This window comes from Asticcacaulis sp. SL142, from assembly GCF_026625745.1.
Classification (GTDB): domain Bacteria; phylum Pseudomonadota; class Alphaproteobacteria; order Caulobacterales; family Caulobacteraceae; genus Asticcacaulis.
On the sequence record NZ_CP113061.1, the window covers coordinates 2888082 to 2906282 of the forward strand.

Genomic DNA, 18201 nt, shown 5'->3' on the forward strand with positions numbered 1-18201 from the left:
TTAATTTAAACACGGGTATTTTTGATATGCAAATATCGCTATTGCATTAAAAGTATCATAGCGCCATATTGTGGATATCGGAACAAATTGGAAACTTGTAGCGGCATTAGCCGCTTTTGCGATTCGAAAGGAGGTAGTTATGTATACCCCACTAATTGTTGCGAACACCTTCATCGATAGGTATGGCCAAGAAGGCGGTCTTACTCATATGAAGCTACAAAAATTAGTTTTTTTTGCGGATGGATGGTCAAAAGCCTTTGATCAAACACTTGTTAATGAGTTGCCTCAAGTTTGGCGATATGGCCCTGTATATAGATCGCTATATGATCGTTTGAATGTTTATGGAGGGCAACCGATACAGAAGCCGGTTAAACCTTCTCCATTCTCTAATAACGAGGGCATTATTCAGAGACAGCAAGATGCTGATTTAGTTGATTGGATTTGGAACCGCTATGGCCAATACAGTGGCGGTGACCTCTCTACCATGACACACAATAGAGGAACCCCGTGGCAGGTTATGGCAGAACGGTATAGCTATCGTGTGCCTACGCACTTGGAAATCGACAATGAAATTTTTAAATCGTATTTCAAGAGTTTGGCTAGTTCTGAAGGCCTTATCGGAGCAGCCAGCACCTAATAGTGATGGCCGTATTCCTTTAGACAATACTCCTACAGCGGCTGAGGAAGATACAGCCTTTACCACCCCAAACATCTATCGCCCTGAAAACTGGCAAGACCCTGAAGTCAGGCGAAAACTTTTGGATAATGATGATTTCCAAAACGACATAGATGAAAAGAAAAGGTTCGCCAAATTTGCATATTTTATTGGCCGAGCTTGGGTTCTGGCCCTCTTGGCGATTATTTGGTTACAAGCTGTGAAAGAACCGCCGGGTGACCCGTGGGGATTTGAACTTGATGAATTGACCTTTAAGCTTGTTTTTGGTGGTCTTACGACTTCAATTTTCGGATTTGCTTATTTGGTGGGGAAATACCTATTTCCCTCAGGTGGCGCAAAACGTAGGTAAATGAAAAGAATAGTGCGCATAATAAAAAGGGCCGGTTTCCCGGCCCTTTTTCGTGTCTGTTATCTACCGGCCACGCCCCCACAGCGTGGAGTATTTCCAGCCGGTCAGGTCTTCGACGACCTTACCGCTTTCAGGCGTTTCAGGCTCGGTCGCCCCGGCGCGCAGACGCTCAACTTCATGGACGATGACTCCGTGGCTTTTAACATTAAGCCCGAAGCTCCATGAAATGATCATGCCCAGCAGCATGACCACCAGAGGCCCACATATCAGCAGCAAGACGATAGTATGGATGGCTTCCGGTGTTTGCTGCACAAGTTCGACCTGATCTTTAGGTTGGGATACATAACCACCCTGATTAATGATCCAGCCGGTAACGACGATGGCCCCTGATTGCGCAACCTTACGCACCAGAGTCATGACCCCGGCAAAGATACCTTCGCGGCGCTGACCGGTGACCGCCTCATCAATATCAGGCAGATAGTTATAGACTGACCAAGGTACAAAATTCAGCGTGCCGCGGCCTAGGCCAGCCAGAATGATTGGCACGAACAGCCAGAAAATAACGCCGAAATTCGACTGACTGAAGGCCGAAAACATATCGCCATTGAGGCCGTTAAGGCCGGCAGCAAAGCCTGCGGGTTGCGTCAGGTAGAAGGCGAGGAACAAAGCCAAAGATGCGGCTACGAAGCTGATGGCGATGCGGTAAGCGAGTGTCGGTCCGGTTTTGATGACCACTTGGATAGCGACCATCACTGAGACAAGCTGCGCGATATACATCACCGTCATCATGCCCGAAATCAGTGTTGTTGTCTCGGTTTTGGTGAAGATGGTGCCTGCGGTCAGAACCGTGGCGACGAAAATCGGGAAGGCCGTATTGAAGATATCTTGCGACAGGTAGCCGCCCAAATAGATGCTGAGGTGTTGACGAAAGGCCTTGAGTTTAAGCGTCGAAAACAGGTCGCTGAACATCTTAACCGGTATCAGAAGTGCCCCTTTGAAGTTCAGAGGCTCAGGCTGAATCAATTTTTCGTCTTCGGTATAGGGGCGCTCCCACGACAGGAAGACAACCAGAGTGACAACCAGCGAGAATATCAGGCCAAATACGGTCGCCATGATTAAAAACGTATTCGATGAGCCCGTGTCGAATTTATTGATCAGAATCGGGAGGAAGGACGCAAGGATCGCCGAGGACTGCGCGATAATCATACGCGCACCCGCGAACTTGGCTTTCTCTTTGTAATCCTTGGTCATTTCTGCGGCCAGTGTTTCCCACGGGATCAGGAACATGGTGTACAGGAATTCAAAGAAGATAAAGGTCAGCAGGTAGTACCAGAAGGTCTGTCCCGTCACGAAGATCAGGGCAAAACTTGGGAGCAGCGGGATCGTGATTAATAGGAAAATCTTGCGCCGTCCGATCTTACGGCCGATCCAGGTGTGGCGCAGATTGTCCGAAACATAGCCGATCAGCGGGCAGGTGATGGCTTCCAGCAGGCGCGGCAGACCTAGGATCAAACCGGCCTCAACCGCCGTCAAATCACAGAAGGTCACAAAGAAATAGAACAGCCAGCCGGTGATGACGGCCTGAGCGCCGGCACCCAGCATATCGCCGGAGCCCCAGCCCCAGTAGTTATACCATTTCGGTTTACGAACGGCGGTTTCACCTGCCATGTTTTAACTCCCTGCGGCCATATGACGCCACCACTTTAAAAAGTAAAAATTTCTGAAGGGCCGCGCGTAAGAAATTTTTTCAAACCAGACCCCGCGGAAAATGTATTCTGGCCCGGAAGGGGCCAGAAACCTTTCCGCGAGCCACTTAGATAAACCGATACATAAACTCGCCCATGGTCAGAAGCGCCATAGCCTGACCGAACGGCATGGAGGTGAGCGGGATGTCTTTATATTCCTGAATGGAATTAAACACCGGCGTGCCAAACGACACCTGGGTCAGTTCGCCCTCAGCATTGATATGGGCGCGAACAGCCTTGGCTGCCTTGATGCCCATCGCTTCATAGGATTTAGGCAGATAGCCCTTACGCACACCCTTGAGGATACCATAGGCAAAACCGGCGGACGCGGCGGCTTCTTCATACGATGTCTCATCATCGAGGATCGTGCGCCACAGGCCCGACGGAGCCTGATATTGTGCCAGCGCCTTGACTTGCGCTTCGAGGGTTTCAATCAGGAACATGCGGAAGGCATCGTCCTTGGGCAGGTTTAGAAGTTCAATAAATTCCGGGATGACGATGGTGACCCATGAATTGCCGCGACCCCACAGGGCGTTGGCAAAGTTGTGGCGGCCTTCAAACGTCCAGCCGTGGAACCACAGGCCGGTCTTGCGGTCGGTCAGGTACTTAATGTGCACCATGAACTGACGCTTGGCTTCTTCGACATAGTGCGGACGGTTGAGCAACAGGCCGATCTTGGCCAGCGGCAGCACCGACATCATCAGGGTGTCGTCCCATAGTTGCTGGTTGTTGACCGAATTATAGACGATGTGCTGGAACCCGCCCTCTTCGGTGCGCGGCAGTTCGTTATAGACCCACTCGGCCCAGACATCGAGATAGGGCAGATAGCGGCGGTCGCCGATGCGCTCAAACAAATAGGCCAGCGTAATGAATGGGGCGACGGTGTTGATATTGCGCGAGGGCGAGCCTTCGGCAAACCGATCCTCAAACCAGTTGATCATGATGTCCCAGGCGCGTTTGTCGCCGGTCATTTCCCAGATCTTATACATACCGTAAAGGCCGACACCTTGGGTCCACTCAAAGCCATGCCAGGCCTTGGTATCGATGACGCGGCCATCGGTAAGGCGCAGCAAAAACTCGCCCGAAGTATCTTCGATATTGACCAGATTGTTGATCAGCAGGTCGATCGCGTGGCGGTAATCGTCGCGGTCAGCATCAAGAGCCGCCGATTGATGTTGCAGCAGCGGATGGATGTTGAACGGATCGGTCGGCTTAAGGATCTGGTTTTTAGTATTTACGGGCATGTGACAAACCTTACGGGGAAGGACGTTAGCGTTGCAGATTTTTCGGGGCAGGCATGATCTCCAGCGGCACCCCGCCGCGGGCGGTACGCAGATTGACCAGCTTTACCGGCTCCAGAGCATTCTCAGCTTTTCCGTCGGTTGTCACGGCAAAGCTGATGGTATTTTCGCCATTGGGGTTGAGGATACCCGGCGGGATAACAAAGGTGCGCTGCGGGCCGATATTGGCGATGAACTGACCCATGTTCCAGCCGTTGACGAAGATCAGGGCGCGATTGGTGCGATCTGAGCGGGGCTTTGTCGTATCGCCAAAGGCCAGACCCAGTTGCACGTCATGATCCTTGGGCAGATCGAGGTTAAAGGTCGTGCTCAGCCAATAGGTGCCGGGCGCGGGTGGGGCCGCGGTGGGGCTGGCCTTATCCCAATCAGCCTTTTTGCCGGGCAGATACCAGCCTTCGCGCTCACCATATAGGCCGCCATTGTTCATTGGGCCGCGCACCAGATCAGCGATCTTTTCGCCGCCCTTATTGCCCTGAATCCGCCAGTCGATCGGCACGGCAAAGCGGTTGCCGCCCTTTGAGGTCAGGGACGCTGAAATCAGGCCGCGCGCTTCGCGGTGATAATCATCGGCCATCAGGTTCCAGTTGTGCGAATTGTTGCGCACCATGACCGCAATAACATGCTTGCCCGGCGTCAGGTCGGGTAGTGTGAATTTCACGCTGTCGGTGGTTTCGGGGAAGGAGCGACCGGTATCCATTTCATCCTGACCGACGAACTTGCCGTCGATCCAGACCTGAATCATGCCGGCGCCACCGCCGCCGTAGAACAGCTCAAGCTGATCATTTTTGACATCGGTAAGGTCGATATGGCCGCGATACCAGACATCGCCGTGGTGGAAGCCGTAGTCGCTCATGCTGAGCGTCGGTTGACCGCGCTCCGGCGTCGTCCAGGTCTGGGCGGCGGAGGGGCGGGTATCGGCTTTGAACCAGGTGCTGTCATCGAAACCGGGCTGGGCTTCGGGCGAGTCCATGCGGCGGGACCATTCGACGGTCGCCAGATCAGGCAAGGTTACGGTATCCGGCCCGCGCACGTTTGAGGTCTTATAGCTGCCATCAGGTTGGGCGGTCAGGGTCAGGGCCTCACCATTAAAGGTGGCGGCGTTGACGGCGGGGCCCCAGATCTCAAAAGCGCTGTCCGCCGATGTATCGCCGGTCAGGTTGAGCATGCCGCCGTCGATTTTCGCGGTGCGCACAAGGGCAGGCGTGTGTTGCAGCACGGTGCCCTGAGCGGTGTCCTGCCGCCACATATTGAAGCTGGTCGTCTCATCGGCCAGCAACAGCAGCAGCGGGGGACGACCGCCGCCGGAGATACGCACGCGGGTCAGGCCGTCATGGGTGTAGTTGAGCTTGAGGTCACCCTTGCGGGCATCAAACTTCGACGTGACCTTGCCCGACAGAACCTCAACCTTGGGCGCGGAGGTATAGCGCAGGACGGTTTCGCCGTCCTCAAGGTTGCGGCCATGCAGCAGGGCGATATCCTGTTCACCGTTTTTGAAGTGGGTCTGGATTTCGGAGTTGGAATAGACGAGGTGTTGACGCTCCATCGCATAAGACGCCAGCAGCATCTTGGCATCCTGACCATTGACGCGCACCGGAATTTTGTAGGTGCCGTCCTTGGTGGTCACGTCAAACGTGCCGCGATCATCGGTGATGGCATCCGACGGATTATGAACCGCAAACAGGATATGCGTCTTCAGCGTCGGATTGACGTTGTGATAGACCTTAAGTTTATCGTTCGAGATCTTAAGCACCGGCCCCTTGTCCATTTCGGCAAGTGCTGCCTCAGCCGCCTGAACGAACATGCCCTGTTGTTTCAAGGCATAGGCTTTTTCTCGCAGGCCGCGGTCTTCGGAAATGGCCGCGCCATAGTCGTAGGAAGTATAGACCACCGGCCCGGCCAGCCAGCCCCAGGACGTACCGCCGAACGTCATATAGACGTTATGGATCGAAATGCCGTTGATCAGGTTGGTGCCGTAGAACACCCGCTGATAACCCTTACCCTGACGCTGAGACGTGCAGTCGTAGGTGCCGTTTGAGCCCCAGTAGTCGAACCAGCCGCCGCCCAGTTCGGCGGCAAAACCGGGTGTCTTGGGTGAGGACAACGCGCCGATCTTGGGCGGGGTCGTGCCATACATGCCCCAATCCGGGGCTTTGTTCGGGCCGGACGCGTCGGCATGGACATTACAGGTGCCGCCGGGATAGCCATCAAAGGCATAGATGTCGGTTGGTCCCGGATTGGCCCACGGTGCGGTCGAATCCTTGGGCGTCCAGTCGGGCAGACGGCCGGCGGCATTATGGAAGAACGGCACGGTGATGCCATCGGCGCGCGCTTTTTTGGCCAGATGCTCCATCTGACGTACGTGCTTAGGCTCGACCTTGCCCAGTTCGTTCTCAAGCTGATAGGCGATAACCGTGCCGCCGCCATTGGTGACCTGATAGCGGGCGATGATGGCGTTGATCTGGGTCATCCACTCATCGGTGGCGGCCAGATAGAGCGGGTCATCGGTGCGGGCTTCGGCGCGCTGCCGCAGCATCCAGCCGGGATAGCCGCCACCGGTCAGTTCAGCGTTCACATAGGGGCCGGTACGGGCAATAACGTACATGCCCTCTTCCTTGGCGATTTGCAGGGCGCGTTCGACATTGCGGATGCCGGAGAAGTCATAAACACCCGGCGAAGGCGAGTGGTAACCCCAGTCGAAATAGAAGGCGACACCGTTAAAGCCCGACGCTTTCATCTTTTGGATGACATCGCGCCACAAAGATGGGTTCGGCAGGCGGAACGGATGGATTTCGCCCGACCAGACCATGATACGCTCGCCATCAATCATCAGGGAGTTCTTATCCCAGGTGATTGTTTTACCTGCATCTTGCGGTTTGGTGGCTTCGGCAAAGGCCTTAGGGTCTTCAGACAGGACGGTGAAATGACGCACCACGCCCGACACGCCGCCGATTTCTTTTTTCGGGGTCCAGGTCTTGAAGCCGTCGTGGCTGTCGGAATACCAATAATGCTTGGTGATATAGTCGTCGAAATAGATGCGGTAACCACCATTTGGCAGCTTCACCAGCGCCTGACCCTCGCGCCAGCTACCCCAACCAGCCCAGTCGCCGGTCTTTTCCAGCTTCCACGGCCCCAGCAGGGATTTAGCGGTCGCCAGTTCGATAAACTTGGTCGTCTCGTTCTTGACAAACGCCGTATAGCCGCCGTCGGTCGAGACTACAAACGTGTCGATAAAATTGCCTTGCAGGCCCTGCATCGGCTTGGGGGCGGACCATTGGCTGAAATCGCCATTGGGTTCGATCACATAGGCCCCGAACGGGCCTTTGGTGCCGCCTTTTGACAGGGAGACGACCACTTTCAGCGAGCCGTCCTTGTCGCGGAACCATTCCGGTGCCCAGGTATTTGTCACGTCGGTAAGGGTGACCTTGACTTCGCGCACCAGTTGCCAGTCGCGCAGGTCTTTCGAGCGGGCAATCCCAAAATCAGAGCCATTCCAGTCGGTCGTGTAGACGATGTAGTAATAGCCGTCTGAATGACGAATGATCGACGGGTCGCGCAGCAGGCGCTTTTCGGGGGTATAGACCTCGGACGCCAGCGTATTGAAGGTGATGCCATCAGGCGAGGTAAACAGGCTGAGCGTGTTCTGCGACGTCGCCATAAAGCTCGACATTATAAAGACGGGTGCGTCTTTTGCGGCATTTTGGGCGGCATTCTGAGCCGCAGCTTTTTGGGCGTCAGACGCCTGCGGGATGCCCAGTTCCTGCGCAAATGACCCAAAGGCCAGCGTTCCCATAAGCGCCGTCAGGAGGCCGATTTGCGAAACACGCGAAAGGGCTGCACGTTTGCGCAGCGACTTGGGGTAGGGCATTTAGAGTCCTCTGTGACTTAGGTTTCCTCATGCGACGGGCCGGAGATTACGAAACCTATGGGTCTTAAGCGCCCACGCCAATCCTGCCGGTCGTCAATTCATCTATTAAGATGACATTGACTAATGATCATATCAATGAAAAAATATCATAAACGAGCATCTTAGTGCTGAAATCAGGGCGGAATTTCATAATTATGATCAAAAATAATCAAAAAAATGGGACTAAAGCGCTGTGGACGGCGCTGATGCTGAGTGCCGGGATTGTGGCCATATCCTCTGGTGCAGTATTGGCTCAAGGTGCCACGGCCCCTGTGAGCGCGCCCGCCGTCAGCTATAAATTCACCCTCGATCCGGCCGTTAAAGGTGGCGCTGATGCGGTTAGTCTGACCCCGGCGCAGACCTATGATGACACTAAAGGCTATGGCTTCACCAATACCAAAGACGGCAATGAGCAGGCGTTGGCGGTCAAGGTCGCCCCCGGTGATTACCGTGTGCGCGTGACCTTAGGCAACAAAAAGGCCGCCAGCCGCACCTCGATCTGGGCCGAGGATCGCCGCCTGATGATGGCGCCCGTCACTCTGAAAAAAGGCGAGTTCAAAACCGTCGAATTTATAGTCAATGTCCGCAATGCGTCACTGGCAACCTCTGAGCAGGACGCAGCGAAGGCCCCCAAGGTTGGGTTGCGCGGTGATGAAGCAACCGAAAGCCGTACCTGGGACGATAAGCTGACGGTGGCGTTTTCCGGCAGTGCGCCAGCCGTACAGGCCGTCGAAATCGCGCCCGCAAGCGCACGCCGTCTCTTTATGGCCGGGGACTCCACCGTCACCGATCAGGGCGGGACGGACTATGCGTCGTGGGGGCAGATGCTGCCGCGGTTTTTGCAAGCCGACGTATCGGTCGCCAACCATGCCCGGTCGGGCGAGACCATGAAATCGTTCGTCACGAGCCTGCGCTGGGATAAGCTGCTGAGTGAGGCGCGGGCAGGGGACGTGCTGCTGATCCAGTTCGGCCATAACGACCAGAAAAAACAATGGCCGCGCACCTATGTCAGCGCTGAGCAGTCCTATCCGGCGTGGTTGAAAGCTTTCGCATCCGATGCGCAGGCGCACGGTATGAAGGTCGTGCTAATCTCGCCGGTCTCGCGCCGGACGTTCAAGGACGGCAAGATCACCAATACCCTGGCTGGTTATGACGATGCGGTGCGTAAAGTCGCTGCCGAGCTAAATGTTGCGTTTATCGATCTGACCGCCAAAACGGCGACATTCTATGAGGCGTTAGGGCCGCAGGTCAGTCCGCAGGCGTTTGGTAATGGCGGCAAGGACGGCACGCACCACAATGCTTATGGAGCGTTTGTGATAGCAAACTTAGTTGCGCAGACGATCACCGACCCACAGAGCGGACTTGACCTCAAGGCTGCGCCCGATTTTGTGGCCTTTGATCCGTCAAAACCGGCTGACCCGCAAAATTTTGAACTTAAACCCACCGACTGGCCCGTCATGCGCGACGTCGTCACCAAAATCTCAGGGAACTAAGATGACCCAAATTCACGGTTTTAAAATGCAGCTTAAGCCCGGCTTTGAGGCTGAGTACCAAAAGCGCCACGATGAAATCTGGCCGGAACTGTCTGACCTTTTGCATCAGGCGGGCGTGTCGGACTATTCGATCTTTCTCGATCCGGAGACGCTGACCCTGTTTGGGGTTCTGAAACGCACCGACGATCACACTATGGCCGACTTGCCCAGCCTGCCCATCATGAAAAAATGGTGGGCCTATATGGCCGATATTATGGACACTAACCCGGACAATTCGCCGGTCGCCAAAGATCTCAAGCACGTTTTCTATATGGCATAAGTTAAAAACCCCGGCTTTCACCGGGGTTTTTGCTTATTGATCTTCTGGAAGTACGTCAACGACGCGGACGTCGATGCCGGCATCTTCAAGCCATAGCTTATCGCGGGTGCTCAGGCCGGAATCGGTGATCAAAATATCGATCTCCGTCAAAGGGCACACTGACAATGACGCGGGCGCATTGATCTTTGATGAGTCGGCCAGCACGACGACCTGCTGGGCGCGCTCAATCAGGCGGCGCTCTGACTGTACCAGCAGGGTGTCGGTCTGCATCAGGCCGTTGGGCGTGATCGCCTGCGCGCCGATGAACATGCGCTGGGCCGCGAAGTTCTGCAGCATACCGTCCTCATAGGGGTTGAGGATAATGCGCTGCTCACGGAACAGTTCACCACCGGGCAGGGTAACCCGGATGCGGGTGCGATCCAGCAGGCTTTGCAGGATCGGGATCGAGGTCGTCAGCACATTATAGCTGTCGTTCGGCATGATCGACGCCAGCATATAGGTGGTCGTACCGCCGTCGATGATCATCGACATGCCGGGCTTCAGCAGGTCAAGCGCGGCGCGGGCAATGGCCTTTTTCGCGGGCGCATAATGGATTACGCTCTCGAAAAACGGCGCCTGACCGGTCAGGCTGTTGCGGCGGTCGTCGCTGGTGACTTTAAGGCCGATATGGGCGCCTTCGATACGCATGGCCCCGCCACGGACGCGCAGCAAATGACCCAGTTCATGCAGTTCGTTCAGATCGCGACGGATGGTGGCGGGTGAGGCCCCAAGCTTCGCCGTCAATTCATCGACAGAGGTGACCCGGTCATGATTAAGCTCATCAATGATCAGTTTCCAGCGATCCTGAAAATGCATGTACGGTTCGTCCCCTTGGTTTTTATTGTCCCGAACGGCGACGCAAAGCCTATGTGTCCAGACACGGACGGGAATCATGATTAAAGATGATTGGATATTAAACAGGTTTTTCGCGCTTGTCGAATGTCTGTTCACAATATGGGACTCGCGGCACGTTTACGCCGCCACCTATGCGGCGATCTATGCGGCTTTTCCCGTCTCCAGCAAGGCCTGAGACCACACCGAGCGGTACTTCAGAACCTCGTCCTTAAGCAGCGGGTCAATGCGCCGGTAATTGGGCGCAGGCGGGGTGGCCTCATGGTAATAGGCAATGGCTCCGGCCCCCAGGGTGACGCCGTTTGAGGTGTCATTGACATAGACCGGCGTGTTCCTCACCGAGGCGATCAGGGCGCACAGATGGGGATGACGGGCGGCCACCCCTTCGATCAGCAACGGACCGTCGGCATGGATCAGGTTCAGGCAGGTGTCGCTGACCATGGCCAGATAAAGCTGGCCCAGAGCCGCACGATGGGCGGGCGTATCGACCTTGAGGCCGCGGATTTCACCACGCCTGCCTTGAAACGGCCCGCCGGCATCATCGAAGCTGGGCAGGGCCAGAGCGTCGTCACGCATCACCGCCTGAGTGATCGCTGGATCGACATCAGTTGCGGTCATGCCGTGGGTGATCAGATCATAGGCCCGGCCACCCATAAAGCGGGAACAGGCGACCGGATTGCCGAACACATCGACCTTGGCCAGACAGTCGCGTTCGGCCTTAAGATCGCTGACCGAGATTTCGGGCGCCAGCGCAATGAACCATGTGCCGGTCGACAACATGGCGGGGGGAACAAATGACGGATCGCGGTGCTGACGCACAATAACCGAAGCCAGCGCCGCATTGGTATCATGCAGCCCGACCAGCACCTTGCAGTCACGGCTTAACCCCGTGGCATCGGCAATGTCGGGGCGCAAAGGCCCGGCTTCGTCCCAGGCGTTTTTAAGCTCCGGGAAACGCTCAACCCAGCCCTGACGGATGGCCATGGACGAATAGGTTTTTTGTAAGGGTGCCCATAGGTCGGTGTGGCAACCCATTGAGGTCACTTCGGTGGTCAGCGCTCCGCTTAAGCGCCAGGTCCAGTATTGCGGATAGCTTAGTATCCAGCGCACCCGCTCGAAAAACTTCGGGTCTCTGCGGGCATGCCAATAGATCTGGCAGCCCATGTTCAACCCGTTGGGCAGGCTGGGCGACAGGGTATGTGAGAAATGCGGGCGGATGGCATTATAGGCTTCGCGGTAAAGCTGCGGGATAGCGGCTTCGTAGTCCTGAATCGGTTGCAGCAACTGGCCGTCTTCGCTCAGGAAAGCGCAGGTCGCGCCGTGGGTGACCGGCACAATCCTGTCGATGTCGTAACGCACCGACAGTTCGCGCAACTGCCCTAAAAACCAGCTATGGAGGCGATCAACATCATAGGCGGCATAAAGATGCGCATGCAGGCGCGGCGTCACCACCCGGCGCTCACTAAGGATCTTACCTTCATGATTGATGAGGCTGACCTTGGCAAAGCTTTTGCCGATGTCCAACACGACGCAAACCGTGTCTTTTTGCCGGATGTCTCCCAACCTGTGGCCTCTTATCGTTTCCCGTTACCATCTTTTGTGTCACCGTTCTGCGACGGCTTAAGCCCCTCAGATTATAGTATAGCCGCAAAGGGCGCAATCAACGCTGCGTGTTTATGACAGTGAGGTGTCAATAAGCCGCCTCATGTTATATAAATACCATAGACATGAAAAAAGACTGACAAACCGACCGGTTGCCGCCATAAGACGCGTGTAAAAAATGCGCACCCGTATGTGAAGCGGGATCAAAAGATGAGGCCAGGTCATGAGGAACGTAGCGGCGACGCCTGCCATTGCCCCGGATCAGATAGACGCCAGCAATGCCCGTCTGGAGGCTGAGGCCGTCCGCGACTATGCGCATCTGGGTGAGCAGCTTGCGCGCCGGGGCGTGGATATCGAGGATATTCTGGCTGAAGTCATGGCGTTTAGCGTCGCGGTGCCAAGCTGGGGTTTGGGCACCGGCGGGACGCGCTTTGGCCGTTATCCGATTGCGGGCGGGCCGAATACTCTGTTTGAAAAGATCGAAGACTGCGCCGTCATCCAGCAATTGACCAAGGCCACGCCGCGTGTGTCGCTGCATTTTCCGTGGGATAAGGTCAAGGATTATAGTGAGCTGAAGGGTTTTGCGGCGGCGCAGGGCTTAAGCTTTGACGCGGTCAATTCCAACACCTTTCAGGATCAGGCGGGGCAGGCCCTGTCCTATAAGTTCGGCTCCCTGACCCATGCCGATGCGGCCACGCGCCAGCAGGCGATTGACCATAATCTGGAGTGCATCGAGACCGGCCGGAAACTGGGTGCAAAAGCCTTGACGGTCTGGGTTGGCGATGGTTCCAACTTCGCGGGCCAGAGCGATTTTACGCGTGCGCTGGAGCGTTATCTCGACAGCATGGCTAAGGTTTATGCTGGTCTGCCTGATGACTGGCGGGTGTTTATGGAGCACAAACTCTATGAGCCAGCCTTTTATTCGACGGTGATTCAGGACTGGGGCACATCGATTTTGTGCGCACAAAAACTTGGCCCCAAGGCGCAGTGCCTGGTCGATCTGGGCCACCATGCGCCGAATGTGAACATCGAAATGATCGTGGCGCGCCTGTCGCAGTTCGGTAAGCTGGGCGGGTTCCACTTCAACGATTCCAAATATGGCGATGACGATCTGGATGCCGGCTCGGTCAATCCGTTCCAGTTGTTTCTGGTGTTCAATGAACTGGTGGAAGCTAAAGGTCGCGATCCTCACGGGTTTGATCCGGCCTATATGCTGGATCAGTCGCACAATATCACCGACCCGATCGAGAGCCTGATGATGTCGGTGGGGTCGATCCTGCAGGCTTTCACCAGGGCTCTGCTGATTGATCGTGTGACACTGCGCGGCTATCAGGACGGCAATGACCCGCTGATGGCCCATGCCACGCTGAAAGAGGCCTATGACACCGATGTGCGCCCAATCCTAAAAATGGGGCGCTTGCGGGCGGGGGCGGCCATCGATCCGGTTGGGGTTTATCGGGCGTCAGGTTATCGGGCGCACAAAGCGCAGGTGCGTACCGTTCAGGGTGCCAGCGGTGGCGGGATAGTCTAAGGGAGTAAGCTATGATTTCGCGGCGGCAATTGGCAGGCGGTTTAAGCGCTTTGGGTTTGGTCGGGACCGGCACGACCGTGGCGGCGCAGGCGGCCAAGGTGGGCGACATCATCTACCACAACCCCTTGTCCAAACCCGAAGATATCGCGGCGTTTAAACTGGAAGGCGAGGCGAAAATCAGCTTTGAGCGCGGGCGCATGACCTTGCAAAACGCGCGCGATCCGTCCGAGGGGCAGGCATCGAACTTTGTGTTTTGGTGTCCGGAAACATTCCCGGACAATGTCGAGATAAGCTGGAAATTCTGGCCGGTGGCCGAACCGGGCCTATGCATTCTGTTTTTTGCGGCGGGTGGGATATTGAATGGCAAGCGGGTGCATGTACTCGATAAAGGCCTCAATCCCCGCGCCGGTATCTATGATCAGTATACACAGAGCGATGTTGATGCGCTGCAAATCGCCTATTTCCGTCGCAGGTGGCCGGAAGAGCGGGCCTTTCATCTGGCCAACCTGCGCCGTGCGCCGGGGTTTCATTTGCTGGCGCAGGGTGCTGATCCGTTGCCGGATGTCGAAGATGCAACCCCGCCCTATGATATCAAAATCCACAAGACTTCTAAGGCCGTCGATTTCCTGATCAATGAGCTGCCGGTCGTACATTGGGATGTAACGCCCGGCAGTCCGGCATCAGGGTCGATTGGGTTCCGGCAGATGGCGCCTTTGATTGCCGATTACGCGGATCTGACGGTGCGCAAAATTGCGTGATTGTGATTGATTGTTGTGAAATTCGCGCTAGTGTTCAGGCAAAAGGCTGAAAGCCTAATAACACTCAGCAGGGATTATTGATGCAAAAACGCACTTTTCTGACGGGCGCTGCGGCTCTGGCCGCGCTGTCGGCCATGCCAGCACAGGCGCAAACCCCAACGCCAACCAAAGATATTCCCGTCGAATGGGTCGATGCCGACACCGGCCACCGGGTGTGCCGCGTTTCAACCGAGGATAATTCCAAGTTCCTCTATTTCCACGACAATGCCTTTACCGGCGACGGCAAGTGGATGGTTTTCAACGGCCCGAACGGCGTCATGAAGGCCGAGATTGGCACCTGGAAGGTTTCGGCACTTACCAAGGTCAAAAACGCCCACCTGTTCGAAGTGATCATGGTGTCGCGCACCAAACCGATCGTCTACGTCCGTCAGGCCAAGGTCGCGGGTCAAGGTAAGGGCGCGGACGGCCTTGATTACTATGCCGTCGATATCAATACCGGCAAAGCGACCGTGATTGCTAAAAACGTCGGCGGCTGGATCGGGTCGGTCAATGCCGATGATACCCTGCTGCTGGGGGTGTGGGCTGAGCGGCACTATGAGCTTCAGCCGGGGCCGAAGATTGCGGGCACCGATGGCGGCTATAATGCCATTGGCCCGGACGGTAAGCCCCTGTCGTTTGCCGCCGCCAAGGAAGTGCGCATGGCCGACCGGCTGGCGCAAAACATTCCGATGGAAATCTTCACGCTCGATATCAAGACCGGTGAGCGCAAGGTGGTGACGGCCTCAACTGACTGGCTGAACCACATTCAGTTCTCACCGACCGACCCTCAGCAGATCATGTACTGCCACGAAGGGCCGTGGCACATGGTGGACCGCATTTGGACGATCCGTGCCGATGGTACGGATAAGCGCGACATCCATAAGCGCACCATGAATATGGAAATCGCCGGTCATGAGTTCTTCTCATTCGATGGCGAGCAGATTCTGTATGATCTGCAAACCCCGCGCGGTGAGGACTTTTGGCTGGCCTCCTATAACCTTAAGACCGGCAAGCGTATTTGGTACCACATGGAGCGCAACGAATGGTCGGTGCATTTCCAGATCTCGCGCGACGGCAAGCTGTTTGCCGGTGACGGCGGCGATGAGGAAATGGTCGCTAAGGCCAGGGACGGCAAATGGCTTTATCTGTTCGAGCCGGAGATCATCGAGGACTTAGGCGTGTCCGCACCTAACGCCGCCGATCTGGTGCGGCCAGGCGTGCTGAGATCAAAAAAGATTCTCAACATGGCCAAGCACGACTATCGTGTCGAGCCTAACCTGCAATTCACGCCAGATGGCAAATGGTTGCTGTTCCGCTCAAACATGCACGGCCCCATCCACACCTACGCGCTAGAGGTTGAAAAATCGGCATAAGCCAAAAAAGCCCCGGAGCGAAACTCCGGGGCTTTTCGTTTTGACGCTCTATTGTTACAAAAATCGGCATCCACTTTTTGGATTGCGCCAGTTATTTGCCGATTTTGATATTGGCTTTGGGCGGGGTTTTCATGCCTTCTCCCAGATAGTAGCTGACATGGGGCGGCTGGTTATAGGCCGTATTCTGCCAGGCGATCGCGGCACGATATACCGGATCGTGCATCAGGGTGGTGAAGCGATAGGTTGTTGGAATATTGGTCGAATAGATGCGTAAGGCCGTATTGTCGGTCGTGCGCATGATGACCTCTTCGCGCCAGTCCCCGAGGATATCGGCCTGAAGCGCCGGATTGGACTTGGTGCCATTGTTTGAGGTGGTATCCGCCATTTCAAAAATGGCAGGCGAATCGTTGGTCTTCCAGTCCCACTTAAAGATCTTATTGCCGTCCAGCAGTTCGCGGGTCAGATCGCCGTCCCACCAGATCGCAAAGTTCATCGACCGTGGCCGTTTATCACCAATAACCTTGCCTTGAGCATTATAAAGTCGGCCTGAGTTAGATGCCCAGTTCTCCGAGCCAATAAAGCGCGGGTCGATATCGGCAGAGACGCCGCGGCCCGTGTCTTTGTCAGCGCGGGTAGACCACAGAATTTCACCGGTTTTGGCATCGAGCATGGCCGAGCCGCGGTTGCCGCTGTCACGCATGCTTTCATGGACGCCGAACTTTTCAAGTCCCGGACGAGACGGGTCAAGATCAGAAACGTGCATGGCATCGCCGTGACCGAGCTTAGCGGTCCACAGGGCCTTGCCTTCGGCACTCAGCGCCATGGCGCCATAAAGGATTTCATCCTTGCCGTCGCCATCGACATCGGCGACCGAAAGCTGGTGGTTGCCCTGATGGGAATAACCGTCCGGCGCGCCGTCAGCTTCGGAATCGAAATACCAGCGCAACGACAGCTTGCCGTCCTTGAAGTCATAGGCCGAAAGCGTCGTGCGGGCATAATAGCCGCGCGCCATAATGGCGGTGGGGTGAACGCCGTCCAGCCATGCGGTGCCCGCTAGGAACCGGTCGGAGCGGTTGGCATAGGCATCGCCCCAGCGCGCTTTCATTTCATCGGGCGTCGCCTCATGTCCGTTCGGGCCGCGGGTATTGGCGAAATCAACCGTATCGATTACGCGGCCCGTGGCACCTTCGAATACGCTTAGGTATTCCGGGCCCTTGAGGATACGGCCCTGCATCCGCGCCATCAGGCGACCGTCTTCGGTCACGCGCGATCCGGTGCGGTCATTCTGCTGAACCTCGCCGCCGGTTTCGACCCAGTTGGCAGTGGCGTCACCAATAACCTTGCCTTGCGCGTCCGTACTGCCATCAGCGGTTTTGACAATCAGCTCGGCCTTGCCGTCGCCATCATAATCGGCGACCTGAAACTGCGTATAGTGCGCCCCGGCGCGGATGTTGCGCCCCAGATCGATGCGCCATAATTGTTTGCCTTCAAGCGTATAGGCGTCCAGCAGAACATTGCCGGTGTAGCCGCCCTGAGAGTTATCCTTAGCATTGGTCGGATCCCATTTCAGGATAATCTCATAACGCCCGTCGCCGTCCAGATCGCCGACCGAAGCGTCATTGGCGGTATAGCTATAGGTCTGGCCGTCCGGTGTGGTGCCGTCGGCGGGCTTATTCAGCGGAATATTGAGATAGCCTGCCGCCCACACGCGCGCATCGGCGGATGTGCTGGTTTCCTTAGTGCCTGTGACCGCTGCGACCTTATAGACCGAGGTGGCGCTACCCTTGGCGTCGACGAAATTTGTCGCACTGATGGGCTTTGGCGTGATTTTCTTACCGTCACGATACAGATTAAAAGTGGTTTTATCCGCATCATTGCCGAGCAGTCGCCAGCTTACCAGCACGCCCTTTGTGGCCGGAACGGCGACTACGCCGCGGTCGAGGGCTTCCATCAGGCGCGGACCAGCCTGTGCCAGGGCGGGCACTGACATGGTGAGTACAGCCAGCGCAGGTATAAGGGCGCCTGTGCGGCGAAGGTGACGTTTCAGATCATGCATCTGATTATATCCTTGAGTTCAGTTTCCCCGGTTAAAGGCTGGCCCTGTCGGATCGGTACAACCGCGGTGCCTTATTATTATGTGTGCAAGGCTACGCCTTTGCCGTGAGCGAGACAAGCGCAATTTGATCGATCGTGCGCGATATTAATCGCGGTATTAGGGTG

Annotated in this window: 13 protein-coding genes; 7 read left to right on the forward strand and 6 right to left on the reverse strand. The window is 56.0% G+C overall.

From position 1 onward, the window contains the following. The first annotated feature begins 70 nt into the window (after window positions 1–70). Together OVA03_RS13185 and OVA03_RS13190 are read left to right on the forward strand one after the other, a co-directional pair. Window positions 71–637: a Panacea domain-containing protein gene (locus OVA03_RS13185; protein ID WP_267525344.1), complete on the forward strand. Its 567-nt coding sequence runs from the start codon at window positions 71–73 to the stop codon at window positions 635–637. Beyond that, window positions 567–1025, forward strand: a complete 459-nt coding sequence (locus OVA03_RS13190) for a hypothetical protein (RefSeq protein ID WP_267525346.1) — start codon at window positions 567–569, stop codon at window positions 1023–1025. The genes OVA03_RS13185 and OVA03_RS13190 overlap by 71 nt, the downstream gene beginning before the upstream one ends. Window positions 1026–1088: 63 nt before the next feature. On the opposite strand, the gene OVA03_RS13195 is transcribed toward OVA03_RS13190, so the two are convergent. From OVA03_RS13195 to OVA03_RS13205, 3 genes are all read right to left on the reverse strand, one after another. Next, window positions 1089–2693 carry an MFS transporter gene (locus OVA03_RS13195; protein ID WP_267525348.1) on the reverse strand — a complete coding sequence of 535 codons (1605 nt, stop codon included), beginning with the start codon at window positions 2691–2693 and terminating at the stop codon, window positions 1089–1091. A gap of 145 nt (window positions 2694–2838) precedes the next feature. Continuing rightward, the gene (locus OVA03_RS13200; RefSeq protein WP_267525350.1) at window positions 2839–4014 is read right to left on the reverse strand and encodes a glycoside hydrolase family 88/105 protein; all 1176 of its coding nucleotides are present in this window, start codon (window positions 4012–4014) and stop codon (window positions 2839–2841) included. 25 nt (window positions 4015–4039) lie between these two features. Continuing rightward, window positions 4040–7936: a beta-galactosidase gene (locus tag OVA03_RS13205; RefSeq protein ID WP_267525352.1), complete on the reverse strand. Its 3897-nt coding sequence runs from the start codon at window positions 7934–7936 to the stop codon at window positions 4040–4042. 194 nt (window positions 7937–8130) lie between these two features. Between OVA03_RS13205 and OVA03_RS13210 the strand changes: the two genes are divergently transcribed. Then, window positions 8131–9468 (forward strand): rhamnogalacturonan acetylesterase, encoded by a 1338-nt coding sequence (locus tag OVA03_RS13210; RefSeq protein WP_267525354.1) that lies wholly within the window; start codon window positions 8131–8133, stop codon window positions 9466–9468. Window position 9469: 1 nt separating this feature from the next. After that, window positions 9470–9787, forward strand: a complete 318-nt coding sequence (gene rhaM / locus OVA03_RS13215; protein ID WP_267525356.1) for an L-rhamnose mutarotase — start codon at window positions 9470–9472, stop codon at window positions 9785–9787. A 33-nt stretch (window positions 9788–9820) separates the two neighbouring features. Here the strand turns inward: rhaM and OVA03_RS13220 are convergent, their stop codons facing one another. Together OVA03_RS13220 and OVA03_RS13225 are read right to left on the reverse strand one after the other, a co-directional pair. Further along, entirely contained in the window at window positions 9821–10642 is an 822-nt protein-coding gene (locus tag OVA03_RS13220; protein ID WP_267525358.1) for a DeoR/GlpR family DNA-binding transcription regulator, read from the reverse strand. 180 nt (window positions 10643–10822) lie between these two features. Next, window positions 10823–12205, reverse strand: a complete 1383-nt coding sequence (locus tag OVA03_RS13225; RefSeq protein ID WP_267525359.1) for an FGGY-family carbohydrate kinase — start codon at window positions 12203–12205, stop codon at window positions 10823–10825. A 298-nt stretch (window positions 12206–12503) separates the two neighbouring features. Here OVA03_RS13225 and rhaI point away from each other — a divergent pair, with 298 nt between their 5' ends. From rhaI to OVA03_RS13240, 3 genes are all read left to right on the forward strand, one after another. Continuing rightward, window positions 12504–13811: an L-rhamnose catabolism isomerase gene (gene rhaI / locus OVA03_RS13230; protein ID WP_267525361.1), complete on the forward strand. Its 1308-nt coding sequence runs from the start codon at window positions 12504–12506 to the stop codon at window positions 13809–13811. Window positions 13812–13822: 11 nt separating this feature from the next. Next, window positions 13823–14569 (forward strand): DUF1961 family protein, encoded by a 747-nt coding sequence (locus OVA03_RS13235; RefSeq protein ID WP_267525363.1) that lies wholly within the window; start codon window positions 13823–13825, stop codon window positions 14567–14569. Window positions 14570–14649: 80 nt separating this feature from the next. After that, a complete protein-coding gene (locus tag OVA03_RS13240; protein ID WP_267525365.1) occupies window positions 14650–15981 on the forward strand; it encodes an oligogalacturonate lyase family protein in 1332 nt (443 codons plus the stop codon). A 91-nt stretch (window positions 15982–16072) separates the two neighbouring features. Here OVA03_RS13240 and OVA03_RS13245 read toward each other — a convergent pair whose 3' ends face one another. Then, on the reverse strand, window positions 16073–18037 hold the full coding sequence (locus OVA03_RS13245) for a rhamnogalacturonan lyase (protein ID WP_324291005.1): 1965 nt from the start codon (window positions 18035–18037) through the stop codon (window positions 16073–16075). Between the last annotated feature and the right edge of the window lie 164 nt (window positions 18038–18201).

Coding starts and splice junctions, on each gene's coding strand:
- OVA03_RS13220 (WP_267525358.1), bottom strand. CDS start 10,642: ATGCATTTTCAGGATCGCTGGAAACTGATCATTGATGAGCTTAATCAT.
- OVA03_RS13210 (WP_267525354.1), top strand. CDS start 8,131: ATGATCAAAAATAATCAAAAAAATGGGACTAAAGCGCTGTGGACGGCG.
- OVA03_RS13190 (WP_267525346.1), top strand. CDS start 567: ATGAAATTTTTAAATCGTATTTCAAGAGTTTGGCTAGTTCTGAAGGCC.
- rhaM (WP_267525356.1), top strand. CDS start 9,470: ATGACCCAAATTCACGGTTTTAAAATGCAGCTTAAGCCCGGCTTTGAG.
- OVA03_RS13195 (WP_267525348.1), bottom strand. CDS start 2,693: ATGGCAGGTGAAACCGCCGTTCGTAAACCGAAATGGTATAACTACTGG.
- OVA03_RS13200 (WP_267525350.1), bottom strand. CDS start 4,014: ATGCCCGTAAATACTAAAAACCAGATCCTTAAGCCGACCGATCCGTTC.
- OVA03_RS13245 (WP_324291005.1), bottom strand. CDS start 18,037: ATGCATGATCTGAAACGTCACCTTCGCCGCACAGGCGCCCTTATACCT.
- OVA03_RS13205 (WP_267525352.1), bottom strand. CDS start 7,936: ATGCCCTACCCCAAGTCGCTGCGCAAACGTGCAGCCCTTTCGCGTGTT.
- OVA03_RS13235 (WP_267525363.1), top strand. CDS start 13,823: ATGATTTCGCGGCGGCAATTGGCAGGCGGTTTAAGCGCTTTGGGTTTG.
- rhaI (WP_267525361.1), top strand. CDS start 12,504: ATGAGGAACGTAGCGGCGACGCCTGCCATTGCCCCGGATCAGATAGAC.
- OVA03_RS13240 (WP_267525365.1), top strand. CDS start 14,650: ATGCAAAAACGCACTTTTCTGACGGGCGCTGCGGCTCTGGCCGCGCTG.